Source organism: Nocardia sp. CA-120079 (assembly GCF_050955745.1).
In the GTDB taxonomy this organism is placed as follows: domain Bacteria; phylum Actinomycetota; class Actinomycetes; order Mycobacteriales; family Mycobacteriaceae; genus Nocardia.
This window is the reverse complement of the sequence record NZ_CP192088.1, coordinates 8,703,979-8,728,618: the sequence shown is the minus strand read 5'-3', so window position 1 is coordinate 8,728,618 and position 24,640 is coordinate 8,703,979. Positions and strand designations below refer to the sequence as shown.

Sequence of the window (24,640 nt, the reverse complement as noted above, 5' to 3'; positions counted from 1 at the left end):
GCGAAAGCCCAGAAGCGGGTCTCGCTTGAATAAGCCCGGCGCAGCAGCCGGGCTTATTCCGAGCCGGGCTCTCGACATGACGAATGGGTAGGCTTCCGTCATGACGAACGAGCCGTTCGGCCATCTGCCGCACGAGATGACCGAGGAGCAATACCGTCAACTGCCCGAGGCGACAGCACGCGAGATCGAGGTCGTACACGGGCATGTGATCGTCTGTGAGTCGCCGGTACCCGAGCACAATCGCGTGGCACGCAGGCTGGCCGGTGCCATGGAGCAGCTGCCGAGTACCGAACCGTGTATTCGAGTCGAGACCGATATCGACGTAGTGCTCTGGCGAGTACCCAAATTCACGTTCCGGCGGCCGGATGTCACGGTCTATCGGTGCCTTCCGGAGCGGGGTGCGAAACCGGAGGCCGGTGATGCCCTGATTGTCATCGAGGTTTCCTCGCCATCCACCGCCGCCGAGGATCTGCTCGACAAGAAGGTGCAGTACGCCCGCGCGGGCATTCCGCTCTATCTTGTCGTCGCACTCGACACCAAGTACGACATCGAAGAGGTCCGCGAGTTCCGGCTCGACGCCCACGCCGCCGAATACCGCCTGCACCGGTTGCATCGTGACGGATTCGTACGATTGGAGCACGTGGTGCTGGGCGATATCAGCTTCGCGGACTTGGTCCGATAACGAGGAAGGTCGGCCTCCGGCTCAGAGGGTGATGCGGTCGTTTTCGGGGAGGAAGAGTTTGTCGCCTTCCTTGACGGCGAAGGTGTTGTAGAACTGGGCGATATTGCGGACGATCTGGTTGCAGCGGAATTCGTTGGGGGCGTGGACGTCCTGGAGCAGGCTGATGGTTGATTCCTCGGTCTGCTTTTCGCGCCAGCTGCGGGCGTAGGAGAAGAACATCTGCTGGTAGTCGGGGTCGATGCCGTCGCGCTTGGCGGCGATACGGTAGGCCTCGACGGCGATTTGCAGGCCGCGCAGATCGGCCAGGTTCTCGCCGACGGTGAGTGCGCCGTCGACGTGGTATTTGGGATCGAGGCCCTCGGGGACCAGCACGTCGAATTGGTCGATCAGCTGTTTGGTCTTGGCCTCGAATGCGGCCAGGTCCTCGGGTGTCCACCAGTCGCTGCGATTACCGCTGGCGTCGTATTTACGGCCCTGATCGTCGAAGCCGTGGCCGATCTCGTGACCGATGGTCGCGCCGACCGCACCGTAATTGACCGCGGTCGTCGCGTCCTTGTCGAAGAACGGCGGCTGCAGATAAGCGGCGGGGAAGGTGATCTGGTTGCTGGTGGGTGAGTAGTAGGCATTGACGGTCTGCGGTGACATACCCCATTCGGACTTGTCGACCGGAGTGCCGAGCCGGTTGAACGCCTTCTTGGACTCGAAAGCATTGACGGCGCGCAGGGATTCGATCAGCTTGCCCCGGGTGATCTTCAGCGCGGAGTAGTCGTCCCACTTATCCGGATATCCGATCCTGGCCTCGATCTTGTCCAGCTTGACGATCGAGGCGTCCCTGGTCGGCTTGGACATCCAGGTCGAATTGGTGAAGTTCTCCCGATAGGCGGCCATGAGGTCGGCCACCATCTCCTTGGCCCGATCCTTGGCGGCCGGCGGAAAGTGCTTGTCCACGTACAGTTTGCCGAGTTGGTCACCGAGATTGTCGTCGACGACGCCGACGCCGGACTTCCAGGTCTCCGGCCGCTCCTCGAGTCCACTGAGCACCTTGCCGACGAAATCGAACCGCGCGTCGCGGATCGCCTTGGGCAGGAATCGGGCGAACTGCGCGACCACATTGACCCGCAGATACTCTCGCCACAGCGCGATATCGCTCTCGGCCCACAGTTGCGCGGCCGCGGTCACGAACGACGGCTGCGCCACCACGAGCTTGTCGAACAGCGAGCGCGGCCGATCGGTATTGCCGGCCATCCACGGATCCCAATCGAATTGCGGTCCGAGCGCGACCAGATCGTGCCAGCCCATCACGTTGTAGGTGGCATCGGTATTGCGATTGCGCACGCTGTCCCAATGCGCCGCCGCGATCTTGGTCTCCAGATCGACCATGCGCTGCGCGATCCCCGCCGGATCGGTGAACCCAGCACCCGCGGACATCTTCTCGAGGTAGGTCTTGTAGCCCGCGAGCTGCTTGGCGTATTGCGGCTTGCGGTAATACTGCTCGCTCAGCGTGATACCCGACTGGCTGATGGTGGGGATATAGGAATTGGAGTCCTTGCGGTCGATGCCGACTCCGATACCGATCAGCCCGGCGATCGGCAGCTCCGCCATCACCTTGGCCAGATCCGGTTTGGTAGCCGCGCCATCGATCTTGGCGAACAGATCGGTCAGCGGTGTCATGCCGAGCGTTTCGAAGGCGGCCTCATCGAGGCGCGCATCGTAGAGATCGCGAATCTGCTGCGCCTCTGAACCCGGTTTCGGATCCTTGATGCCCTCGATGATTTCGCGCAGCTGATCCAGCGTCCGATCGCTCGCATCGCTGATCGCGCCGACCGCAGCCTTGTCCGGCGGCAGCTGGTAGTCCCGCAGCCACTTGCCGTTGACATGCCGATACAGATCGTCCTGCGGCCGGATCGCCTCGTCCGCGCCGCCCAGATCGACCCCGGTGAGCTGCACCTGATGCTCATCCTTGGAGCAGGAGGCCAGAGCGACGGCCGCGGGCACCACCCCGAGCGCGATCAGGAAGGCACGACGGTCCAGCTGACCGAGACGACCGGTTGATGTCACGAGGATTTCCTCTCCCGATGCGGTCCCGGCCGCATCCTCGTCAGGCGCGATAGTGCTGGCCTGAGGCTACCTGTCTCCGGCGTTGCCAGCCTGTCGGATCAGAGCGAGACCCGCTGGTCCCGGGCCAGGTACAGCTTGTCGCTCGGTTCGACGGCGAAGGTGGTGTAGAACTCGTCGATATTGCGGACCACCTGGTTGCAGCGGAACTCGTTGGGCGCGTGCGGATCCATGGCCAGTCGCAGTTCCATGTGCTGCTTCGTCGATTTCTCCCGCCAGATCCGGGCCCAGGACAGGAACAGCGTGCGGTTGTCCGGGGCGCCCTTGCCGTCGCGTTTATCGGCTATGCCGAGGGCGGCCACGGCGATACCGAGACCGCGCAGATCCGCGAGATTCTCGCCGACCGTGAGCGCGCCGTCGACGTGTTTGCTCGGGTCGAGACCGGCCGGCACCAGCGCGTTGTACTGATCGATGAGCTGCTTGGTCTTGGCCTCGAACGCGGTCCGGTCCTCGGGCGTCCACCAGTCGCGCAGATTGCCGTCACCGTCGTAGCGCGAACCCTGATCGTCGAAGCCATGTCCGATCTCATGACCGATGACCGCCCCGATCGCGCCGAAATTGACCGCGGTCGCGGCATCGGAGTCGAAGAACGGCGGCTGCAGAATGGCGGCCGGAAACGAGATCGAGTTGGCATTCGGGTTGTACTGGGCATTCACCATCTGCGGTGGCATTTGCCATTCGGACTTGTCGACCGGGGTGCCCAGGTGCGCGAAACCGCGCTTGGTCTCGAAACGCTGTGCGGCGCGAACGGATTCGATCAATTTGCCGCGGGTGATCGTCAGTCCCGAGTAGTCGATCCAGTTGTCCGGATAGCCGATCTTCGTGACGATCTTGTCGAGCTTCGCGATGGCGGCCTGCCTGGTCGGCGGCGACATCCAGGTCGAATCGGTGAAGTCGGCCCGGTAGGCGGATATGAGATCGGCGACCAGCGCCAAGGCGCGCTCTTTGGCCGCGGGCGGAAAGTGTTTGTCCACATAGAGTTTCCCGAGCGGCTGGCTCAGGTTCGCATTGAGGGTCGCGATGCCGTCCTTCCACAGCTCCGGACGCTCCTGCAACCCTTGCAGCACCTTGCCCACGAAATCGAATTCGGCATCGGCAATGGCCTTGGGCAGCAGCGATGCGAACTGTTTGACCACCGCCATGCGCAGATACTCACGCCAGGCGGCGATATCGACCTCGGCCCAGAGCTTTCCGGCCGTCGACACGAACGACGGCTGGCCGACCACCACGCGATCGAACAGTGCACGCGGCCGGTCGGTATTGCCCGCCAGCCACGGTTCCCAATCGAATTGCGGTGCGAGCGAGGTCAATTGGGTCCAGCTCATCGGGTTGTAGACGGCATCGGGATTGCGCAGCCGAACATCGTCCCAGAAGCCGCTGGCGATCTTGGTTTCGAGTTCGAATACCCGCTGGGCAGTACCTGCCGGATCGGGAAAGCCCGCGCCCGCGGCGACGCGTTGCAGATAGGTCTGATACGCGGCACGCTGCTCGGCGTATTCGGGTTTGCGGTAATACTGCTCGCCCATATTCGAGTCGATACCGGACTGGGAGATGCCTGCGACGTATTCGGCCGAATTCTTCTGATCGACCCCGACGGACAAGCCGATGAGCCCGCCGGTCGGCAGCGCGCCCATCACCTTGGCCAGATCCGGTTTGGTCGTCGCGCCGTCGATCGCCGCGAACAGATCCGCCAGCGGGGTCACGCCGAGCCGCTCGATTTCGGCCAGATCGACCCGCGCGTCGTAGAGATCTCGGATCTGCTGCTCTGCGGTCCCGGCCTTCGGATCGTGGATGCCGTCGATGATCGCCCGAAGCTGCTGTTCGACCCGGTCGCCGACCTCGTCGAAGGTGGTGTAGGACGGCTTGTCCGGCGGCAGCTGGTAATCGCGCAGCCAGCCGCCGTTGACGTAGCGGAACAAATCGTCCTGTGGCCGAATCGCCGGGTCCTCGCCCCGCATATCGACACCGGTGAGCCGCACCGACTGCTCCCGCGAGCAGGAGACCAGCGCGGTGGTGGCCGGAATCACACCGAGTGCGATCAGAAAGGTGCGACGACCGAGCCGGGTGGGACGCGCAGACGAACTCAACGAAACCCCCTATTCAGCGACGATATGGAAGGTGCACAGCTCATCCGGTGATCTTGCTTGTTCCGAGGGTAGTAACGGGACGGCCCGAGAGCACTGATCCACGCGGGTTTCACAGCCGAAGTTCAGCCTGTGCCCGCGCAGGGCCGATTTGGGACAGACCTGGGGATTCCCCTACACTGAACCGGTTGCCTGCGGGAGCTGTGCCCGCAATCCGGCCGCGAACCCCCAGTGGTTGATCCATCCGATCGAGAAACCGCTGGCAGGCGCGCGTTCGGATGGTGACACGACCATGCCCGTCGGGTCGGCAATCCGGCGTGCGTATACATCCAGGTCAAGGAGGCTGAAGTGATTCAGCAGGAGTCGCGACTGCGCGTCGCCGACAACACGGGTGCGAAGGAAATCCTCTGCATCCGCGTTCTCGGTGGTTCGTCGCGTCGCTATGCCGGCATCGGCGACATCATCGTCGCCACCGTCAAGGACGCTGTCCCCGGCGGCAACGTCAAGAAGGGCGAGGTCGTCAAGGCCGTCGTCGTGCGCACCGTCAAGGAGCGTCGTCGCCCGGACGGTTCGTACATCAAGTTCGACGAGAACGCGGCCGTGCTGATCAAGGCGGACAACGACCCGCGTGGCACTCGTATCTTCGGCCCGGTCGGCCGCGAGCTGCGCGAGAAGAAGTTCATGAAGATCGTTTCGCTGGCTCCGGAGGTGCTCTGACATGAAGGTGCACAAGGGCGACACGGTGCTCGTCATCTCGGGTAAGGACAAGGGCGCCAAGGGCAAGGTCATCCAGGCCTACCCGAAGGAGAACCGGGTCCTGGTCGAGGGCGTGAACCGGATCAAGAAGCACGTTGCCAACTCCACCAACCAGCGTGGTGCCTCCTCGGGCGGCATCGTGACCCAGGAAGCTCCGATCCACGTGTCCAACGTGATGGTCGTCGACTCCGACGGCAAGCCGACCCGCGTCGGCTACCGGGCGGACGAGGAGAGCGGCAAGCGGGTCCGGATCTCCCGTAAGAACGGGAAGGACATCTGACATGACCACCTCTGAGAAGACTCAGCCGCGTCTGAAGGCGCGCTACCGTGCCGAGATCAAGGACGCGCTGAACAGCGAGTTCAACTACGCCAACGTGATGCAGATCCCGGGCGTGGTCAAGGTCGTCGTGAACATGGGTGTCGGTGACGCCGCGCGCGACGCCAAGCTCATCAACGGCGCGGTCCGGGACCTGGAATTGATCACCGGTCAGAAGCCCGAGATCCGCAAGGCCACCAAGTCGATCGCGCAGTTCAAGCTGCGTGAGGGCATGCCGATCGGCGCGAAGGTCACCCTGCGCGGCGACCGCATGTGGGAGTTCCTGGATCGCCTGGTCTCCATCGCGCTGCCCCGTATCCGCGACTTCCGCGGTCTGTCGCCGAAGCAGTTCGACGGCAACGGCAACTACACGTTCGGCCTGAGCGAGCAGTCGATGTTCCATGAGATCGACGTGGACTCCATCGACCGCCCGCGTGGTATGGACATCACCGTGGTGACCACGGCGACCAACAACGAAGAAGGCCGTGCCCTGCTCAAGCACCTCGGCTTCCCGTTCAAGGAGAACTGAGCACATGGCTAAGAAAGCACTGGTCAACAAGGCCAACAGCAAGCCGAAGTTCGCCGTTCGCGCCTACACCCGCTGCCAGCGCTGCGGCCGCCCGCACGCGGTGTACCGCAAGTTCGGCCTGTGCCGCGTGTGCCTGCGCGAAATGGCGCACCGCGGTGAGCTCCCGGGCGTGCACAAGAGCTCCTGGTGAGCTTGCGCTCTTTGTGAGCGCACCCGCACGAAACTGAACAAGGGCACGGCCTCTACTAGAGGCCGTGCCCTTGCTCGTTTCCGTGCCCGCTATTCCTTCCCGGCTCGAAGCCGCTCGCCATCCCTATCGGCGCGGAAATGCCCAGACCCAGTTGGTGTACTCGACGAGTTGATCCGGCGTCTCCTCGTCGAATATCACCAGCCGCGTTCCGCCGAGGAATCCGAGGCCATTCGGTTCAGGCGGGCGGAAAAGCGTGGCAAGACACGCCTTACGGATCGCATTCGTCGCATATGGCGGATCGACCAGTTTCGCGGCAACCGGCAGCTTGAAATTCCAGTACCGCTCCTCGACCAGGAGCGACGAGTCGGGAACCTGCTCAACGATTCGCTCCGGCCACCGAGCCAGCCGGCGCAAGTGACGCCCCGGATTGCCGAGCTTCTTCTTCGGCTGCACGTTGAGGCGGCGCATGAGCGAAACCTACGCCGGATGAGCGGTCCGGGCGGACTCGGCCCTCACCTCCCCGGCCCCCCGGTTTTCGAGGCTGTCGATTCGCTTGCTGCGGTTCAGAATTCGAGTTCGGACCAGGGGATGGTGATGGGGAATGGGAAGTCGATGGTGATCGCGGTGGAATCGTGGGGTGACCATTTGCCGGTCAGGATGTAGTTCGCGGGGTGCAACGCTCGAACGCCGGGCGGGAGGTGGTCGACCTCGGTTGCGAGGGCGTACGTGTGGACGTAGGCGATTTCGCTCTTTTCCCGGGCGAGTGCGATCTCCCAATACCACGGGATGTCCGCCTGTGCGTACTTCGCTTTTTTCTCTTCCATATCGGTCTGGGAATTGGACGGTGACAGGACTTCACCGACGAGCACCACGTCCGCTGCGCGGATGTCCTGGTAGGGCTTGTCGAGGCGGCGATAGGCGAGGAAGTCCGGTGTGACGAAATCGGACTTTCCGGCGTCGCCGAAGAACACATTCGTCTCGAAGTCCACGCGCCAGCACCGTTGCGGCAGTTCGGTCATGGCCTTGCGGGCGCAGCTTTTCAGCGCGCTTGTCAACGCGAAGGTGAAGGCTTGGTGCTCGGCAGGCCCGCGTCGGAGCCATACAACCCGCCCGTTCCAGAGTTCGATCTGTTCCGCGATCTCTTCAGGTAGCTGCTCCAACTCCTCCCAGGTCATGTACTCCGGGAGGTCGGGACGCTCGATCCGCGGACTCGACATGGTGCCATGCTAGTCGGGCAGGGCGACAATTTGCCCTGGTTGCGGCGCTCTCCGCAGTCGGCTCGGCGGTGCCGCACAGCCAAGGAGGCTCCCGCAGAACGGGTATCAGCCTCGCATGGCTTGTGAGCTATCCGGGTGGCTGTGTGACGGCTTCGCAAGTATGCGGCGACCTGTGGAGCAGTTGATCAGTGGGCTTGCGGCGTAGTGATTTCCCGGCGGGAGTGGAGATCGAGTTTCCCCAGGATACTCGAGACGTGGGATTGGATTGTCCTGCGGGACAAGAACATTTGGGCGGCGATATCGGTGTTGGAGAGGCCTTCGGCTACCTGGGCGGCGACCTTGCGTTCGGTGTCGGTCAGTGCTGCCCAGCCGGATTTGGGGCGGTTGCGGGGGCCGCGGACGCCGCGGCGAATTCCGTATGGTCGCACCCGTGCTACCGCGCGGGCGGAATCCCAGGATGCGCCGAGGCCGGAATACAGTTCGGTCGCGGTCTCCAGGGCGTTGCGGGATTCGGGGGCGCGTCCTGCTGCGGCGAGGAGTACGGCGGCGTTTTCGTGTGCTTGGGCCTCGAACAATGGGCGGCCCGATTGCCGGAAAGCGCTTGCGGCCGTGCGGAGTACGTCGGGATCGGAGTCGGCCAGGCCGCGGCACAGCAGGGCGGTTCCGGTGCGCGATGCGGTCGGCTGTCGGGTGAGCAGCAGATCCGCGCTGGCGGCTACCGACCGTGCCGCGTGCGCGTCGCCCACATCCGCGGCCAGGCGCGCGATGTCCGGATAGATGTAATGCAGTGTGGCTGAGGCTAATCCGTCGGTAAGGCGGTTGTGCGTATCGACGAGTAGTTCCAGTGCCAGGTCGGGGCGGCCGCGGGCTTCGTGTGTCAGCGCCTTGACCCATGGATGGAAATGCGCGTAGCCGATATTGGCGAGGCGATGGTCCGGCGCGGGCACGCGGTCGGGGTCCGGCACGAAGGTGCCGCGGCGAATTCCGATCAGCGCCGCGATGGTGTGCGCGAGCGTCGCATACCCGAGTACATCGGGCGTCTGCATACTCGCCGTGCATTCGGCCAGCGCGTCGTCCCAGCGCCCGCCCACCAAATACATCCGCGCCTTGGCGACCAGGTTCGAGGACAGATAGACCCCGCGGAATCGGCGGTTGCGCCCGATCGCCGTCTGCAAAACTGCCTCGGCGTCGGTCAGGTGATCGAGTTCGATCAGGCAGTGGGCGTAGAGCGCGTACGGATCGAATTGGTCTGGCCCGGTTCCGTCCTCGAAGAGGGCCGGGATGCGGGCGCTGAGGTTCAACGCTTCGTCCAGGTAGCCCCGGGTGTAATGCACGGCGCCCACCGCAGTGAGTCCGTATCCGGTGGCCAGCGGGTTCCCGGTGCTCTCGCCTAGTGCCACGGCCTGTCGACCGGCCTGCTCGGCCGCGGCGAACCGCTCGAGGAAGAAATTGCCGAGTCCGCACATGCCGAGAAACCGGGCCGATTCCTCGGCGTCGAGCTCCCGAGTGGACAGCACGTCCTCGGCTAATGCGACCGCATCGGACAACCGTGCCTGGGCTTGATAGATCTGGGCGAGCAGCCAGTGCAGTTCTATATCCGGCTGGGTGAGCAATGCCTCACGCACCACCGATTCGGCCTCGGCGGCGTTCCCATCCCAGAGCAGGGCGTGAATTCTCAGTCGGATCAGTACCGAACGCGTTCCAGCGTCGAGATCCGGCGTAGCGGCGACTCGGCTCAACAACCGTTTTGCCAGTTCGGGCGCGCGAACGATCAGCTTGTCGGCGACACCGATCAGCCAATCGAGGCTGGCCCGGTCCAACTCGCGATCGGCGACCGACAAGTAATAGGCAACCCGCTCGATCGGCGCCTCGGTGGACTGGAGCGCCTGTCCGGCCCGCTGAAGCAGATCCGACCGCAGTGAAGCAGGCAGCCGATCGGCGAGTGCGTGCCGGATCAGATCGTGCCGAAACACCAGCTCTGCGTCGACGCGGATGAGCAGCCCGCCGTCCAGCGCCTCGGTCACGGCGCTCCAAGCATCCAGAATTGGGATCTTCAACACCACAGCCAGGTCCGCGACATCGATAGTCGGCCCCAGCGCCGCGGCCATCGGCAATACATCCCGTGTCGGACGGGACAGGAAGTCCAGCCGCTGCGTAATCGCCTCGGCAAGTGACGCGGACGGGTTTGCGACAACAGCGCCCGCGGGATCGGCGGTGTCGGCGATCACCCTGATCGCCCCGTCGCGCACCAAGGCGGCCACCAATTCCGTGACATGCAGTGGATTCCCACCGGCCTCGGCCACCTTCGCCAGCAATCGAGGTCCCGGTTCGGCGCCGACCAGATGACGCACCAGTTCCGCGGCATCCGCGACAGGCAGACCGTCGAGCCGCAGCACCGGGGCCTGTCGCGCCACCAGTTCGCTTGTCAGTGCGGCGTACGCCGGATCGCGCGGTAGCGGCCGGGCTGCGAGGACCAGCAGCAGCGGCAGTTCGTCGACGAGTGTGCAGAGCCGGCGCAGCAGCGTCAGGCTCGACCGATCCGCCCAGTGCACATCGTCCATGACCAGCGCAATCGGTCCCGCCGCGCACCAGGTGTCGATCTGATCCAAAATCGCCTCGGCAATGGCGAGTTCATGCGACGCCGCCACATCGCCCACGCGATCTCCGCTGCGCAGCGCCTCGATCGGGGAGGTCGTTCCCGCGTCGTCCAGCCAGGAGCACACCCCGGCGAACGGCACGCCCTGCCGCAACTCGTCGGCAGCGCCGATCCGGATGTGCAGGCCCGCTGCCGCCAATGGATTTCGCGCCGCTTCCAGCAGTGCCGATTTGCCGATTCCCGGCGCACCCTCGATCGAAACGACGCACCCATGACCGGCGACGGCACGCCGTCCGAGGGCGGTCAGAGTTGCTAGTTCGGCATCGCGGCCCACGAACGCGGCCGCGAAACAATCCTGCACTCGGGTGAGTGTAAGGGGACCGACCCGGATTTTGTCCTGGTCAGCCCATTGCCTACACTAGAGCGGTTGCTCGGGCACCTCTGTGTCCGCATGTCCGAGGTGCGCTGTTGCATCGACGTGTGGACGGCCCTCGCACCGAGAGCTCATATGAGAACTCAATCCGGTCGGCAAATGTCGGCCGGACCGCCGAATTGCTGTAGGCCCACGGCTGGCACGCCTATTGGTGTGCCGGTGTTGCATGGGAACCGCAGCGAGAAAGGTGTCAAGGTCGAACCATGACCATGACTGATCCGATCGCAGACTTTCTGACACGTCTGCGCAACGCCAACTCGGCGTACCACGATCAGGTGAAGGCTCCGCACTCGAAGCTCAAGGCGAATATCGCCGAGATCCTCAAGCGCGAGGGCTACATCGCCGACTACCGGACCGAGGACGCACCCGTGGGTAAGACCCTGGTCGTCGACCTCAAGTACGGCCAGAGCCGTGAGCGCAGCCTGCAGGGCCTGCGCCGCGTGTCGAAGCCGGGTCTGCGTGTGTACGCGAAGTCCACCAATCTGCCCAAGGTCCTGGGCGGCCTCGGCGTGGCGATCATCTCCACGTCGACCGGTCTGCTCACCGATCGCCAGGCGGCCAAGCAAGGTGTAGGCGGGGAAGTCCTCGCCTACGTCTGGTAACGGGAGGTAGGACAATGTCGCGTATTGGCAAGAAGCCCATCGCAATTCCCGCGGGCGTCGAGGTCGCCATCGACGGCCAGAGCGTGTCAGTGAAGGGCCCGAAGGGCACCCTGACCCACGTCGTCGCAGAGCCGATCACGGTCACCAAGGGTGAGGACGGCCAGCTCGAGGTCGCGCGCCCGGACGACCAGCGCCAGAACCGCTCGCTGCACGGCCTGACCCGCACCCTGGTCGCCAACATGATCGAGGGCGTCACCAAGGGCTACGAGAAGAAGATGGAAATCTTCGGCGTCGGTTACCGTGTCGCGGCCAAGGGCTCCAACCTGGAGTTCGCCCTCGGCTACTCGCACCCGGTGCCGATCGAGGCCCCGGAGGGCATCACCTTCGCGGTGGAATCGCCCACCAAGTTCGCTGTGTCCGGAATCGACAAGCAGAAGGTCGGCCAGATCTCCGCTGTCATCCACGGACTGCGTAAGCCCGACCCGTACAAGGGCAAGGGCATCCGCTACGCCGGCGAGGTCGTTCGCCGCAAGGTCGGAAAGACGGGTAAGTGATCATGGCGCAAACCGAAAACCAGATTGCCAAGCGCAAGCCGCGCGGCAAGGACGTGTCTACCGCACGTCGTCTGTCGAAGACCCGCCGTCACTTCCGTCTGCGCAAGAAGGTCGTCGGCACCACCGAGCGTCCGCGCCTGGTGGTCAACCGCTCCTCGCGTCACCTGCACGCACAGCTCGTGGACGACTCGATCGGCAAGACCATCGCCGCCGCGTCCTCCATCGAGGCCGATGTGCGCGCGCTGGACGGCGACAAGTCGGCCAAGAGCAAGAAGGTCGGCGAACTGCTGGCCGAGCGTGCCAAGGCTGCGGGCATCGAGGCCGTCGTATTCGACCGGGGTGGCCACGACTACCACGGCCGGATCGCCGCGTTGGCGGATGCCGCTCGCGAAGCGGGGTTGAAGTTCTGATGACTGCAAACATTTACGGAAGGAACGTCTGATGCCGGGACGTCAGAGGCGTGACGGCGGCAGCGGACCCGCCGGACAGCAGAATGGTGCCGCCGGTGGCGGCGACAGCCGTGACGGCCGCGGCGGTGGCCGCGATCGTCGTGGCGGTGGTGACCGTCGTGACCAGCAGGCCGACAAGAACCAGCTCGAGCGCGTCGTCGCGATCAACCGCGTCTCCAAGGTCGTGAAGGGTGGTCGTCGCTTCAGCTTCACCGCCCTGGTGATCGTCGGTGACGGCAACGGTCTGGTCGGCGTCGGCTACGGCAAGGCCAAGGAAGTTCCCGCGGCCATCCAGAAGGGTGTCGAGGAGGCTCGCAAGGGCTTCTTCCGCGTTCCGATGATCGGCTCGACCATCACCCACCCGGTGCAGGGTGAGGCGGCGGCCGGTGTGGTCATGCTTCGTCCGGCCTCGCCCGGTACCGGTGTGATCGCCGGTGGTGCGGCACGCGCGGTGCTGGAATGCGCTGGTATCCATGACATTCTGGCGAAGTCGCTCGGTAGCGACAACGCCATCAACGTCGTGCACGCGACGGTTGCGGCGCTCAAGATGCTGCAGCGTCCGGAAGAGGTCGCGGCCCGTCGTGGTCTGCCCCTCGAGGATGTTGCCCCTGCGGGCATGCTGCGCGCACGCGCTCAGGCAGCGGGAGGTCGGTAGTTATGGCCCAAGAGGTTAAGACCCAGCTCAAGGTGACCCAGATCAAGTCGTCGATCGGCGCCAAGGCGAACCAGCGGGAGAGCCTTCGTACGCTCGGCCTGCGCAAGATCCGCCAGACCGTGGTTCGTGAGGACAACTCGCAGAACCGTGGGCTGATCAACGTCGTGCGCCACCTCGTAACAGTTGAGGAGGTCTGACATGACCATCAAGTTGCATCACCTGCGTCCGGCTCCCGGCGCCAAGACCGAGAAGACCCGTGTGGGTCGCGGTGAGGGCTCCAAGGGCAAGACCGCGGGCCGCGGTACCAAGGGCACCAAGGCTCGCAAGAACGTCCCGGCCGCCTTCGAGGGCGGGCAGATGCCGATTCACATGCGGCTGCCCAAGCTCAAGGGCTTCACGAACCGGTTCCGCACGGAATACCAGGTCGTGAATGTCGGCGCGATCGCCAAGCTGTTCCCCGAGGGCGGCGCGATCGGCAAGGCGGAGCTGGTGGCAGCCGGCGCGGTTCGCAAGAACCAGCTGGTCAAGGTTCTCGGCGATGGCGAGATCGGCGTCGCGGTCCAGGTGACCGTCGACAAGGTGACCGGCGCCGCCAAGGAGAAGATCACCGCGGCCGGTGGCACTGTCACCGAGCTGGGCTGACGGTACTCTGCAGATAGTGGCACCGGACGAGTGAAGAGCTCGTCCGGTGCCACTGTTAGAGTTCAATTGTTGCCTGCCAAGCCTCGTCATGGGTTTTCTATATCCGTGGCATGACCATGTCGTTCGCCAGGAGGATCTGTGCTTTCCGCCTTCGTATCGGCCTTCCGGACTCCGGACTTACGGCGGAAGATTCTCTTCACGCTGGGGTTGATCGCGCTGTACCGCTTGGGTGCTTCGCTGCCGTCCCCCGGTGTCGATTACAAGAGTGTGCAGGAATGCATCGACCTGGTCTCCGGCGGTGATTCCGCCGGTATCTATCAGCTGATCAACCTGTTCTCCGGTGGGGCGCTGCTGCAGTTGTCGGTCTTCGCGATCGGCATCATGCCCTACATCACCGCGAGCATCATTATCCAGCTGCTCACCGTCGTCATCCCGCGCTTCGAAGAACTGCGTAAAGAAGGCCAAACGGGCCAGAACAAGATGACGCAGTACACCCGCTACCTCTCAATCGCGCTGGCGATCCTGCAGGCCACCGGTCTGGTCGCGCTCGCGGCCCGCGGTCAGCTGCTGCAGGGCTGCCAGAAGGACATCCTGGCCGACACCAGCATCTTCGGCATGGTGATCATCGTGCTGGTGATGACCGCCGGTGCCGCACTGGTCATGTGGTTCGGCGAGCAGATCACCGAGCGCGGTATCGGCAACGGCATGTCACTGCTCATCTTCGGCGGCATCGCCGCACGTATCCCGAACGAGGGCAACAACATTCTGCAGAACCGCGGTGGACTGGTCTTCGGCCTGGTCTGTGTGGCCGCGTTCGCGATCGTCACCGCGGTCATCTTCGTCGAGCAGGGCCAGCGCCGAATTCCGGTGCAATACGCCAAGCGTGTGGTCGGCCGCAAGATGTACGGCGGTTCCTCGACCTATCTGCCGCTGAAGGTCAATCAGGCCGGTGTTATTCCGGTGATCTTCGCGTCCTCACTGTTGTACCTGCCGAACCTGGTCGCGCAGCTGACCTCCTCGAAGACCGCCACCGATAAGAGTTGGTGGCAGGAGATCATCCAGAAATACCTGGTGAACCCGGGCAACCCCGTATACATCGCGATCTACTTCGGTTTGATCGTGTTTTTCACCTACTTCTATGTCGCGATCACCTTCAACCCGGAGGAACGCGCGGACGAGATGAAGAAGTTCGGCGGCTTCATCCCCGGGTATCGCCCCGGTAGGCCCACCGCCGACTACCTCAATTTCGTATTGAGCCGCATTACCCTCCCCGGCTCGATCTACCTCGGTCTCGTGGCCGTCCTGCCGAACCTTTTCCTCGATATCGGCGCATCCGGTGGCACCCAGAACCTTCCGTTCGGTGGCACCTCGGTGCTGATCATGGTGAGCGTCGGCTTGGACACCGTGAAGCAGATCGAAAGCCAGCTGATGAATCGAAATTACGAAGGGTTCCTCAAGTGAGACTTGTACTGCTCGGACCGCCGGGAGCCGGCAAGGGTACCCAGGCCGATCTACTGTCGGACAAACTGGGCGTCCCGCACATCTCCACCGGGGACCTGTTCCGCACGAATATCTCCGCTCAGACGCCGCTGGGCCGGGAGGCGCAGAAGTACATCGACGCAGGCGATCTGGTACCGAGCGATGTGACGAACCGCATGGTCGAGGCTCGGGTCGCCGAACCGGATGCCGCGAACGGCTTTGTGTTGGACGGCTACCCGCGCACGGTCGATCAGGCCGACGCGCTGGAGAAGATCCTCGCGGATATGGACAAGAAGCTCGACGCGGTGCTCTGCTTCGTCGTGCCCGAGGAGACCGTGGTCGGCCGGATGATGGCGCGTGGTCGCAACGACGACAACGAGGACGTGATCCGCAATCGGCTCCGGGTGTACCGCGAGGAGACCGAGCCGCTGCTGGAGCATTACGACGGTCTGGTCGTCTCGGTCGACGGTGTCGGCGAGATCGACGAGGTCAACGCCCGCGCGCTGCACGCCCTGGGACACTGAGGCCGGATGGTCTTCAACCGCAAGAAGAAGGTCGTGCCGTTCCGGACGGCAGGTGAGCTGGATGCGATGGCGGCGGCCGGTGCGATTGTCGGCCGCGCACTCGTCGCGGTGCGCGCGGCGGCCAAGCCCGGTGTTTCCACCCTGGAGTTGGACGAGATCGCCGAGCAGGTGATCCGCGATGCGGGCGCCGTGCCGTCGTTCAAGGGGTATCACGGCTTTCCGGGTTCGATCTGCGCATCGGTGAACGACCGTGTGGTGCACGGGATTCCGACCTCGTCCGAGATCCTGACCGAAGGTGATCTGGTCTCGATCGACTGTGGCGCGATTCTCGAAGGCTGGCACGGTGATTCGGCTTGGACCTTCGGCGTGGGCACGATCATCGAGGCCGATGAGCTGCTCAGCGATGCCACCAGGATATCGATGGAGGCGGGTATCGCGGCCATGCTGCCCGGTAACCGGCTGACCGACGTCTCGCACGCCATCGAAATGGGTACGCGCGCGGCCGAAAAGGAACACGGTCGGTCCTACGGCATCGTCGACGGTTACGGTGGGCACGCCATCGGCCGGGAGATGCATATGGATCCGTTCCTGGCCAACGAGGGTGCGCCGGGTAAGGGGCCGAAACTCGTGGTCGGATCGGTGCTCGCGATCGAGCCGATGCTGACGTTGGGCACTACGCAGACGAAGGTGCTCGACGACGACTGGACCGTGGTGACGTTGGACGGAAGTCGGGCGGCGCACTGGGAACATTCGGTTGCGGTTACCGAGGACGGGCCGCGGATTCTTACGGTTCGTCCGGAGTAGGCGGCTCCGAGCCGTATCCCACGCATTTCCACTCTGGCAGCATTGCCGGTATGAAGCTGAGTGTGAGCCTGTCGGACGAGGATGTGGCGATGCTCGACGCGGAGGTTGGGCGGAGTAAGTTGGTACCGGACATTGGTCGGTACCGGGCCATTCTCGGTACCGAACATCTGGGGGGTACCTTTGTGCCGCACATTTCTCGGCACTGTGGGAGTCGTACTTTTGGCGGCACTGTACGTTTGGGGTGCCGTATGTTATCGGTTTCGAATTCATAGCGCCGCACATTTCGGCAGGGCAGTTCGAGCCGCCGTACCTTTCCGGCGCTGTGCCAGTCGAACGGCACAATACGTTGATCGGTGCCGTACGTTGCATCGGCACCGGACGTTTGTCGGCACCGAATAGCCGTCCGCGTGAACGGCTTCAGCATCGCCGGAGTCTCGGCCCGGCGGACATTGCCTTGAATGTCTCGTGGATCGGCGACGCTATCGGACTCCGAGTTCGGTGACGTCGCGCGGCGAGGACCCGAGCCGCACCGACGCCCGCGGGTCGTAAATGTCTGGTACGCAACGACTTCGGACACGATGCGTCCGCTGCCTGCCCTGACATTACCCAGCTCACGCTGGATCGGTGTCGTCGTTCCTTGCGCCCGCGCTCATGCGTCTTACCGCAACCCGGGGGTCATCCAGGGGATCGACCGCAAACCACAATGGCGATGATTTCTCCTCCGATTCGTGTTGAACCTCAACGATGGGAGAAGCGTATGGCCCGGGGTTGGGTGCTCACCCGAGTAGATAGCTACTCGAATTCCGCTGTGGGATTGCGTAGTTCTGCGGCGAACAATGATCGTTCGATGGGTGCTTCAGGGGCGGCGATACGGGTCTCCGTACAGCTCAGGGGCGGTGCTGCGGCGTGGGTGGCGCACCGAGTAGGTAGCGACTTCCGCTAGACCGCCGCGCGGCTCAATTCGGCTGCGGTGTTCGGATATCGACCGGGCGGCGTACGGTGCGGATTACGTCGGTGTGGATGGGGAAGTCGAATTCGCCGGTTGCTGTCTCGGGTCTGCCGTGCAGGTAGTCGGAGATTCTTTGGAGCAGCTCGTTGCGAGCCTGCGTGGGGATGACCAGCGTGTGCGAATGCGTTCCGATTGTCGCGGTGAGGGATTCGGCGGTGCGGCGCTGGCGGTGCGGAAAGTCGGCCCGCTCGAAGTTGTCGAACGACGGATGTGCGGGCAGTCGCGCGGGCAGCAGCACCTGGGACGGGAGGGACGCGGCCGTCCGAGTTACCTTGTGCAACTCCGCAACCCATTCGACATCGAGGTCATCCTCATTCCACAGGGCGGCGAATACCCCACCGCCGCGAAGTACCCGCGCGATCTCCGGAAACGCGCGCTCCTTGTCGAACCAGTGGAATGCCTGCCCGGCCAGCACCGCATCCACCGAGCCGTCGGCCAATGGAATCGACTCTGCCGCACCGGCCGACGCGTTCACCTGGGGGAAGCGGCGGGCCAGTTCGGCGCGCATCGCGGCATCTGGCTCGACGGCGATCACTTCCGCGCCGACGGCAAGCAGTCCCTCGGTCAGTTTGCCGGTCCCTGCGCCCAGATCGAGAACGACCGGTGTAGGTGTCGCGATCGGCTCCAGCGCCCATCGAATGGCCGAGGTGGGATAGTCGGGGCGATGCTCGGCGTACGCCGCGGCATGTGCGCCGAATGAGGAGGCACGCGCGGCCCGGAGTCGGGCCGGATCCGTTGTCCCGTCAGCCGATTGCCCGAAGTCCTGCACGCGACGACGGTACCGTGCCCACCGATGGTGACGCAGGCCATTTATTGGGCGGATGCTGGGAAAATTGGTGGGAGCCAAGGGATGAACCCATTGGGAAGTACCCGGTTAACCCCCGTTGCCGCGGAAGAAAAGGACATTGTCGCCGTAGTCCGCGAGCGGAATGGCCAGGGCCGCTTGCCGAATGCCGCTGGCGGGCAGGTGGGTGAGCTTCGCGAACATGTCGGTGTTGCCGAACGCGGCGCGGACCTGGGTTTCGGACGCGTAATCCGCGCCGTAGTCGGCCAGGGCCGCGAAGTCCAGGGGTGCCAATGGGGTATCGAGTGGGGCCTGTCCGCTCGGGCGGCCGAGTGCGGCGTATTGGGTGGCCACACCGTCCTCGTAGCGGCACAGCTCGTAGGACATCTTCTCGTTCGCGGTAACGCTGATCACCGGCCAGCGCGCGGAAAGATGCTGTGCCAGTGGATGTTTGCCGACCGGCGCGATCTCCCAGTTCAGACTCATGACGACAACCGAACCGCCGTATGGCTGTTCGATCAGCACTACGTCATCGCCGAGGGATTCGGTCGAGTTCAGTTCGGGATCGAAGGTATGCCAGTGGGTTTCGTGTGCGCCGCGCACGGCCGAGCGATCGACCTGGCGTGCGTTGTCGGTGGCGTAGGCCGCGATGATCGCGGCGCGAACCTGGGCGACGGCGTCGCGTGCGCTGCAACGGACACTCAATGCGCCGAAGGTCGCACCGATTTCCACCGGCCGGGACGGGGGATCGGGTAGGGCGCCCGCGGCCAGCGGCTTCAAGCCGACCAGCGCGAGCTTCCAGTTGATCTCCTCGATCGTGGCGAGATCGCCGGAGGTTTGGTACAGAATCTGCTGCTGCGTCAGATGTCCCGCGCGCTGCAAGGTCCGGGCTTCGAGTTTGGTGAGCGCGGTGAAGGTCTTGTTGGTGAGATCGATATCCTCGATCCGGGTTTCGCGCAGCCGTGCCGTCATCTCAGGTGAGGTCAGTGCCGCATACCGCTCGCGATACATCGCCACGGCTTGTTTGCGCTGGCGGCCGACCATCAGCGTGCGCAGCAGCATGTTCAGGCTGGCGAGATATTTTCCGGACTGATCCGGATTCGCCGCGAACAGCGCACTGCGGATGCGCACGGCATCCTCGCTGGCGGCGACGGCGGCCTTCGGGTCGAGGCGGCACAACCAGACGCCGCATTTCGAGAGCCCGTCCGCGCAGACGGCGGCCACCTGCGGATGCGTCCGTGACACTTGCCGGTAGGTATGGCAGGCATTGCGGATGGTGCTCGCCGCGAGCTCGCGGTGACCGATGTGCCGGGTCGCCTGCTCGAAGACGCGAAGCGCATCCTGGACTTCGCCCGCGAACTCGGCGGTCACCCGACCGGCGGCGAGCCAGTGCAGCCGGATGCCGACGGACTCCTGCGAAGGCGCCAAGGCCTCGGCCGTCCGGTCCCTGCCGGGGCCGTTCTTGGTCGCGACCAGGCCTTTTGCGAGGTCGCACAGCGACGAGGCCAGACGCAATTCATTCTCGACCGTCCGGTCGATCGCTGCCCGGCGATCCTCGGCTACCCGACGCTCGAGTGCACTCAGATCCATCGCGACCTCAACTCCCGCTTCACCTTCCGCGTCACGGTCGTCGAGCGGCCGCATTCTGCTCGACCGAGTTTGCCATACAAATGGCCGGAATGAGCAGGCAATCAACCGGCGACCGGTGCCGCCGCGATCGACCTGTTGACGACCATGACAACCGCGCTCGCGGCCGCCGTGGCTGTTCCGCGTGGTCGTGAGTGTAGCCGTGCGAACCAGCCGTGCACGAAGCTGTCAGGGGTGGTTGCGCTCGGGCGGTTGTGGTCAGCCCTCCAGGAGCAGTGTCACGGGACCGTCATTGACGAGTTCGACGTGCATATGCGCGCCGAACCGTCCGGTGGCGACGGTTGCGCCGAGCTCGCGCAGTGCTTGCGCGAAGGTCTCGACCAGCGGTTCGGCGACGGGGCCGGGTGCGGCGGCGGACCAGGACGGCCGCCGCCCCTTGGCGGTATCGGCGTAGAGGGTGAACTGGCTGACCACGAGAATGGGCGCATCCAGATCCGCGGCCGCGCGTTCCCCCGCCAGGATTCGCAACCGCCACACCTTGTCCGCCAATGCCTTCGCGGTGGATTCCGTGTCCTCATGCGTCACTCCGACCAGGGTGACCAGGCCCTGCGGATTCGGTTCGATCCGGCCAACGGCCTGTCCGTCGACGGTCACTTGCGCGGCGGATACGCGCTGCACCAGTACTCGCATGCTTCGATCCTTGCACCCGGGTGATCGTGGGTGCGCCGGCCGCCCTCAGGTCTCGTCGGTGTCGTCCGGCGTCTCGGCTTCGGCAATCGGGCGTGCCTCTTCGGTGTGTGATGACGCCAGGTCACGCAAGCTCGCCGGGTCGATCGCCAAGTCATTCGTCGAAGCCGGATCCATCGACGGGATCGGCGTATCACGAACTGCCAGAAAGGCATCGAGGAGGGCGAGTGCGTCGGGTGTGAGGCCGGGACCGGCGCACGAGAGTTCGTCCTGCAGGATTTCCAGTCCGGATGCCGCCTCGATGCCGGGCGATGTGGGATCGACCCGCCGCCAGTGCACCGCGACCCTCCAGGACGGGTCGCCACCGACCCACGCCCAGATGACATCGCGAACGACCTTGTGCCGCAGGGTGTATACGCGAAAGTGCTCCGACGCGGATCCCGCCCGGTGCTCGATTTCATAGACCCATTCGTGGCGGCGCGTTCGGATGTAGGTCTCATCCGCGCGTGCGACGACCAGGAACGGGTCATCAGGGTCGGCGGCGGCGACCACGACGTCCTCGAGCAGCGCGGGGGTGAGGTAAGGCAGTGACCGGCCGTCACCGACGGTCACGCGGACATCGATGTGGCCGCGGGGGTCGTAGAGGTGGCCCGTCTCGACGTCCAGCACGGCGAGGTCGCGGTCCTTGGTGAGCTTCAGTACGGCCAGCAGGTGCCTGCCCCGGTTCGGCCCCCAGGTGCGCAATACCGCTCCGCGCGAATCAGCGACGGCGGCAACGAATCCGACTGCGCCGCCGTTGCGGTCGATCTCGGCGATGAGGTCGTCGACGGCGGGTGGGGCCGCAGTGCCGTCCGGGGCGGTGCACATGTGCCGGTACTGCTCCATCGCATCGAGTGCGGTATCGACCGCGTCGGCGGGCACCACCGCGAACTCGCAGGTCACCGCAAGGCTGGTCAGTAATGCCTCGAATTCCGGGGTCGGGCGCACCTCGACGCTGTGATCGGGATCGATCTCGGTGATGGCGGCAAGGCCGATTTCCCCGTCCCGCCACCAGTAGACCGCCGGACTGATCGGCTGCGGTTCGCTGCGGTAGGTGTTGGCGGCGACCTTGCCCAGCAGAATCATCGCCGTCAGCGCATTCGGCCCGACAATGGGATGTGCGTAGACGTTGCCCTCGTGCGAGATGACGAAAAGTGCTCCGTACGTTCCGATTACCGGATAGTCGCCGAGCCATTTCGAGTGGGCACTCGCGGACTCCGACCCGCTCAGAATGGCGAAATGCGCATCGTTGTAGTTCCGCCATTCGATCGCCAGGCGGTCGGCGGAACGAGTGTTCGCCTCGGCCAGTTCGAAGAGCTCGTTGGTGTCGATCTGCCAGTGGGCGAGCTGGTCGGAAGTGACGACCTCGGCGGTGCGGAGTTGCTCGATCACCACCACCTGGATGATGCCGGGCGCGACGTAGTGCCCGACAATGTCGATCCCCGCGATGGTGTCCGACGACGCGAACCGTGTCTTGAGAAAACCACGCACTGTTGTGAATTCGTCGGTATCGAGCGGATCGGTGTAATCCAGATCGACTCGCGCCAGGAACGTTTCGACATGATCCGCGATGAGCGCGGGCCACTGATCGAATGGCTTCGCATTCAGCTTGCGCCGCAAGTTGTCAAGCCACAGAAAATGTGGTCCATCCCCACGCGGGCCCATCAACTGCACCTCGTCGGGTTCGGTTGCCCGGCACGAATACCCCATATGTTCAGCCGCCACGGTCACCAGCGAAATCAATGGGTCCGAAGGCAAGTCGGCCACGACATCTCCTGAAATCGGCGTCTCCTCGACCCTAGGCGTTCCGGCCGGCCGGCTGTTGCCGTCCGTGGGAGGTCCGATTGCTCGGGCCGAGTCGCGTCCCAATCTTCCCAGCAGTGGGCACGGTTGGGGCGGTAGACTCGAGGATGTCGATAGGGTCGGGATCACGGCGCGGTGATGGTTGCTTCGAGCAACCGAAAGTCAAAGCAGTGCACCAATTCTCAGAAGACACGGGGATATGACTAAGGGTTACGATGAGAGGCCGGTCACGCTGGCTCCTATTTTCCTAGCCAGTTTCGTACTGTGGGCCGGGCGAAGTGTTCGCGATGTACTGAATAGGTCGACGGGTGGGCAGCAAGGGCTGGTCGTACCCGATCGGGATTTCCAACTCGAAACCGTCTTCGATAAACAGACTCCGGTCGTATTCCGCGGTGTCGCAACAACTTGGCCGGTATTCGAAGATTTTCAGCCGGAAGCGCTGCGCGAGAAATACGGCGACCAGAAGGTCGCCGCGCTGACCAGTGCGACCAACGTGTTCACACAGGAGACGTCGCCGGTCGAGGTACTCGAATACCGCGATGTCATGGCAGCGGTTTTCGACGAGCCGAAGCCGGGCAAGAACTACTACTCGCGTGCCGCCGCGGACCCGCAGCCGCTCGCCGATCAGCTGCCCGCGCGCGTCGGTACCCGGCAGCAGAGCCCGGCGGCGAGCAGTGTGTGGATCGGCCAACAGGGCAATCTGACTCCGCTGCACAATGATCCATGGCACGGCCTGCTGATTCAGCTGCACGGCCGCAAGCGGGTCCGGCTGTTTCCGCCGAATGAGTACCGCAATGTGTACGGCCGGATTCCGATGAAGGTTTCCGACCCCTACACCGGACTCCCCGACGAGTTCGACCCGGATGTGAGCAGCTTCGAGAAGCTGCAGGACGCGTCCTACTACGACGTGGTTCTCGAGACCGGCGACATCCTCTACATCCCGATGTTCTGGTGGCACCAGGTCGAATCCGTGGATCCGGCCATTTCGTATGTCGCGCGGTACAACCCGAGCTACTTCGAGTTCATGAAGGCGGCCTTCTTCCCGATGGCGGTGCGCGGTGTGCTGCGCATTATCGACGGCATCATGGGCAGGTTCCGCGAGCCGAAGTGACCGCGAACCGCGGTCGGTGGGCGCTGTAACTGGCGCGGCACTTGCCGTTCATGTTCGAGCTACTGGTGAGTCGCCAAGCGCTGTCATCGTCGAATCAGAGGATCCGATGGTGATGGGTGCGGGTGACCGCTGGAGCTCGAGGAGTACGCGATGTCGGACAAGTTGAGGCACGACGCGGATCTGTTCGAGAAGGCCGCGGAGCGGACCAGCGCCGTTCGGGATCGAGTGAACGGCGTGCTGAGCACGTTGGATGCCGCGCTCGCCGGCCGCGGTGCGCCGTGGGGGAACGACAAACTGGGGCGCCAGTTCGCCGAGGGGCCCGACGGATACAAGGTCGCGCGCGAGCAGATGACCGGGAATATCAAGACCACGGCGACGAATTTCGACAACTTCTACACCGGTCAGACCAAGACCGCCAAGGAACTGCGGCGGATGGACCAGTCCAACGGCGACGGCTTCCGGTGAGTTGTAGCCCATGACGAACGAATTCGCCAAGGCCGAGATGGCGGCGGTGCTCGATGAAGTCCAGCAACAGTTTCGGGCGATCGCGCAGGTGCAGCAGCAGCGTGCCGAACTGACCGCGAGCGCTACCGTGCGCAAGCGGATCACCGTCACCGTGAACGCCGACGGCACCATTGTCGAAACCAAATTCGGTTCCGGCATCGACGAATTGAGCTACGGCGAGATCGCGAAGGCGGTGACCGAGGCGGCGCAGAAGGCTACCGCCGAGGTGATGCGCAAGGCACAGGAGCTGATGACGCCCCTGCACGACCGTCGTGCGCGACTGCCCAAACTATCGGATCTGATCGTGGGCATGCCCGACCTGAGCGCCGAAATGCCGAAGGCGCCGAAGGTTTCGCTTGCTCCGCCGAATTCCGAAGAGCGCCAATCGGTTTCCGACAATGACGGCGCGCCGATGGAATTCAGCAATGTCGAGGTCGTCTCGCGCCAATCGGCCACGGACCGCGGAGTCACCGATTCCAGCTGGTGACC

Annotated in this window: 26 protein-coding genes; 17 read left to right on the top strand and 9 right to left on the bottom strand. The window is 64.2% G+C overall.

Going from position 1 to position 24,640, the window contains the following annotated elements:
- The first annotated feature begins 100 nt into the window (after window positions 1–100).
- On the top strand, window positions 101–682 hold the full coding sequence (locus ACQPYR_RS39645; protein ID WP_433624691.1) for a Uma2 family endonuclease: 582 nt from the start codon (window positions 101–103) through the stop codon (window positions 680–682).
- A 21-nt stretch (window positions 683–703) separates the two neighbouring features.
- Here the strand turns inward: ACQPYR_RS39645 and ACQPYR_RS39640 are convergent, their stop codons facing one another.
- On the bottom strand, window positions 704–2,740 hold the full coding sequence (locus ACQPYR_RS39640) for a M13 family metallopeptidase (RefSeq protein WP_433624689.1): 2,037 nt from the start codon (window positions 2,738–2,740) through the stop codon (window positions 704–706).
- 98 nt (window positions 2,741–2,838) lie between these two features.
- Window positions 2,839–4,884 (bottom strand): M13 family metallopeptidase, encoded by a 2,046-nt coding sequence (locus ACQPYR_RS39635; protein WP_433624687.1) that lies wholly within the window; start codon window positions 4,882–4,884, stop codon window positions 2,839–2,841.
- A gap of 345 nt (window positions 4,885–5,229) precedes the next feature.
- On the opposite strand from ACQPYR_RS39635, the gene rplN reads away from it, so the two are divergent.
- Genes rplN through ACQPYR_RS39615 form a run of 4 tightly spaced genes read left to right on the top strand, consistent with a single transcriptional unit; the run spans window position 5,230 to window position 6,672 of the window.
- Window positions 5,230–5,598 (top strand): 50S ribosomal protein L14, encoded by a 369-nt coding sequence (gene rplN, locus ACQPYR_RS39630; protein WP_040686591.1) that lies wholly within the window; start codon window positions 5,230–5,232, stop codon window positions 5,596–5,598.
- Between the two features lies 1 nt (window position 5,599).
- Window positions 5,600–5,917: a 50S ribosomal protein L24 gene (rplX, locus tag ACQPYR_RS39625; RefSeq protein WP_040686592.1), complete on the top strand. Its 318-nt coding sequence runs from the start codon at window positions 5,600–5,602 to the stop codon at window positions 5,915–5,917.
- A 1-nt stretch (window position 5,918) separates the two neighbouring features.
- Window positions 5,919–6,482, top strand: a complete 564-nt coding sequence (rplE, locus tag ACQPYR_RS39620) for a 50S ribosomal protein L5 (protein ID WP_062983164.1) — start codon at window positions 5,919–5,921, stop codon at window positions 6,480–6,482.
- Window positions 6,483–6,486: 4 nt separating this feature from the next.
- Window positions 6,487–6,672: a type Z 30S ribosomal protein S14 gene (locus tag ACQPYR_RS39615; protein WP_062983162.1), complete on the top strand. Its 186-nt coding sequence runs from the start codon at window positions 6,487–6,489 to the stop codon at window positions 6,670–6,672.
- Between the two features lie 123 nt (window positions 6,673–6,795).
- Here the strand turns inward: ACQPYR_RS39615 and ACQPYR_RS39610 are convergent, their stop codons facing one another.
- The 3 genes from ACQPYR_RS39610 to ACQPYR_RS39600 form a co-directional block, all read right to left on the bottom strand.
- A complete protein-coding gene (locus ACQPYR_RS39610; protein ID WP_433624685.1) occupies window positions 6,796–7,140 on the bottom strand; it encodes a DUF3916 domain-containing protein in 345 nt (114 codons plus the stop codon).
- Between the two features lie 95 nt (window positions 7,141–7,235).
- Complete coding sequence (locus tag ACQPYR_RS39605) at window positions 7,236–7,889, bottom strand: Uma2 family endonuclease (protein ID WP_433624683.1); 654 nt, start codon at window positions 7,887–7,889, stop codon at window positions 7,236–7,238.
- 185 nt (window positions 7,890–8,074) lie between these two features.
- A complete protein-coding gene (locus tag ACQPYR_RS39600; RefSeq protein ID WP_433624681.1) occupies window positions 8,075–10,846 on the bottom strand; it encodes an ATP-binding protein in 2,772 nt (923 codons plus the stop codon).
- Between the two features lie 275 nt (window positions 10,847–11,121).
- Here ACQPYR_RS39600 and rpsH point away from each other — a divergent pair, with 275 nt between their 5' ends.
- The 9 genes from rpsH to map all read left to right on the top strand — a co-directional run bounded on the left by rpsH (window position 11,122) and on the right by map (window position 16,627).
- Window positions 11,122–11,520 carry a 30S ribosomal protein S8 gene (gene rpsH / locus ACQPYR_RS39595; protein WP_327095437.1) on the top strand — a complete coding sequence of 133 codons (399 nt, stop codon included), beginning with the start codon at window positions 11,122–11,124 and terminating at the stop codon, window positions 11,518–11,520.
- A 14-nt stretch (window positions 11,521–11,534) separates the two neighbouring features.
- The gene (rplF, locus tag ACQPYR_RS39590; protein ID WP_433624679.1) at window positions 11,535–12,074 is read left to right on the top strand and encodes a 50S ribosomal protein L6; all 540 of its coding nucleotides are present in this window, start codon (window positions 11,535–11,537) and stop codon (window positions 12,072–12,074) included.
- Between the two features lie 2 nt (window positions 12,075–12,076).
- Window positions 12,077–12,484, top strand: a complete 408-nt coding sequence (gene rplR / locus ACQPYR_RS39585; protein ID WP_433624677.1) for a 50S ribosomal protein L18 — start codon at window positions 12,077–12,079, stop codon at window positions 12,482–12,484.
- 31 nt (window positions 12,485–12,515) lie between these two features.
- Window positions 12,516–13,178, top strand: a complete 663-nt coding sequence (gene rpsE, locus ACQPYR_RS39580) for a 30S ribosomal protein S5 (protein ID WP_040686598.1) — start codon at window positions 12,516–12,518, stop codon at window positions 13,176–13,178.
- A gap of 2 nt (window positions 13,179–13,180) precedes the next feature.
- A complete protein-coding gene (rpmD, locus tag ACQPYR_RS39575) occupies window positions 13,181–13,375 on the top strand; it encodes a 50S ribosomal protein L30 (RefSeq protein WP_433624675.1) in 195 nt (64 codons plus the stop codon).
- Window position 13,376: 1 nt separating this feature from the next.
- On the top strand, window positions 13,377–13,820 hold the full coding sequence (gene rplO, locus ACQPYR_RS39570) for a 50S ribosomal protein L15 (protein ID WP_063046903.1): 444 nt from the start codon (window positions 13,377–13,379) through the stop codon (window positions 13,818–13,820).
- 138 nt (window positions 13,821–13,958) lie between these two features.
- Window positions 13,959–15,281 carry a preprotein translocase subunit SecY gene (gene secY, locus ACQPYR_RS39565; protein ID WP_433523168.1) on the top strand — a complete coding sequence of 441 codons (1,323 nt, stop codon included), beginning with the start codon at window positions 13,959–13,961 and terminating at the stop codon, window positions 15,279–15,281.
- The gene (locus ACQPYR_RS39560; protein ID WP_063046905.1) at window positions 15,278–15,823 is read left to right on the top strand and encodes an adenylate kinase; all 546 of its coding nucleotides are present in this window, start codon (window positions 15,278–15,280) and stop codon (window positions 15,821–15,823) included. The genes secY and ACQPYR_RS39560 overlap by 4 nt, the downstream gene beginning before the upstream one ends.
- A 6-nt stretch (window positions 15,824–15,829) precedes the next feature.
- Window positions 15,830–16,627, top strand: coding sequence for a type I methionyl aminopeptidase (gene map, locus ACQPYR_RS39555; RefSeq protein WP_433624672.1), 798 nt, complete (start codon window positions 15,830–15,832; stop codon window positions 16,625–16,627).
- A gap of 956 nt (window positions 16,628–17,583) precedes the next feature.
- Here map and ACQPYR_RS39550 read toward each other — a convergent pair.
- The 4 genes from ACQPYR_RS39550 to ACQPYR_RS39535 form a co-directional block, all read right to left on the bottom strand.
- Window positions 17,584–18,405, bottom strand: coding sequence for a class I SAM-dependent methyltransferase (locus ACQPYR_RS39550; RefSeq protein WP_433624670.1), 822 nt, complete (start codon window positions 18,403–18,405; stop codon window positions 17,584–17,586).
- Between the two features lie 105 nt (window positions 18,406–18,510).
- Entirely contained in the window at window positions 18,511–20,010 is a 1,500-nt protein-coding gene (locus ACQPYR_RS39545) for a hypothetical protein (protein ID WP_433624668.1), read from the bottom strand.
- Between the two features lie 255 nt (window positions 20,011–20,265).
- Window positions 20,266–20,697 (bottom strand): D-aminoacyl-tRNA deacylase, encoded by a 432-nt coding sequence (gene dtd, locus ACQPYR_RS39540; protein WP_433624666.1) that lies wholly within the window; start codon window positions 20,695–20,697, stop codon window positions 20,266–20,268.
- Window positions 20,698–20,742: 45 nt separating this feature from the next.
- A complete protein-coding gene (locus tag ACQPYR_RS39535) occupies window positions 20,743–22,500 on the bottom strand; it encodes a hypothetical protein (RefSeq protein ID WP_433624664.1) in 1,758 nt (585 codons plus the stop codon).
- Window positions 22,501–22,735: 235 nt separating this feature from the next.
- On the opposite strand from ACQPYR_RS39535, the gene ACQPYR_RS39530 reads away from it, so the two are divergent.
- The 3 genes from ACQPYR_RS39530 to ACQPYR_RS39520 all read left to right on the top strand — a co-directional run bounded on the left by ACQPYR_RS39530 (window position 22,736) and on the right by ACQPYR_RS39520 (window position 24,638).
- Window positions 22,736–23,647 carry a cupin-like domain-containing protein gene (locus tag ACQPYR_RS39530; protein ID WP_433624663.1) on the top strand — a complete coding sequence of 304 codons (912 nt, stop codon included), beginning with the start codon at window positions 22,736–22,738 and terminating at the stop codon, window positions 23,645–23,647.
- A 150-nt stretch (window positions 23,648–23,797) separates the two neighbouring features.
- Complete coding sequence (locus tag ACQPYR_RS39525) at window positions 23,798–24,112, top strand: hypothetical protein (RefSeq protein ID WP_364480454.1); 315 nt, start codon at window positions 23,798–23,800, stop codon at window positions 24,110–24,112.
- A gap of 10 nt (window positions 24,113–24,122) precedes the next feature.
- Window positions 24,123–24,638 carry a YbaB/EbfC family nucleoid-associated protein gene (locus tag ACQPYR_RS39520; RefSeq protein ID WP_433624660.1) on the top strand — a complete coding sequence of 172 codons (516 nt, stop codon included), beginning with the start codon at window positions 24,123–24,125 and terminating at the stop codon, window positions 24,636–24,638.
- Window positions 24,639–24,640: the final 2 nt, after the last annotated feature.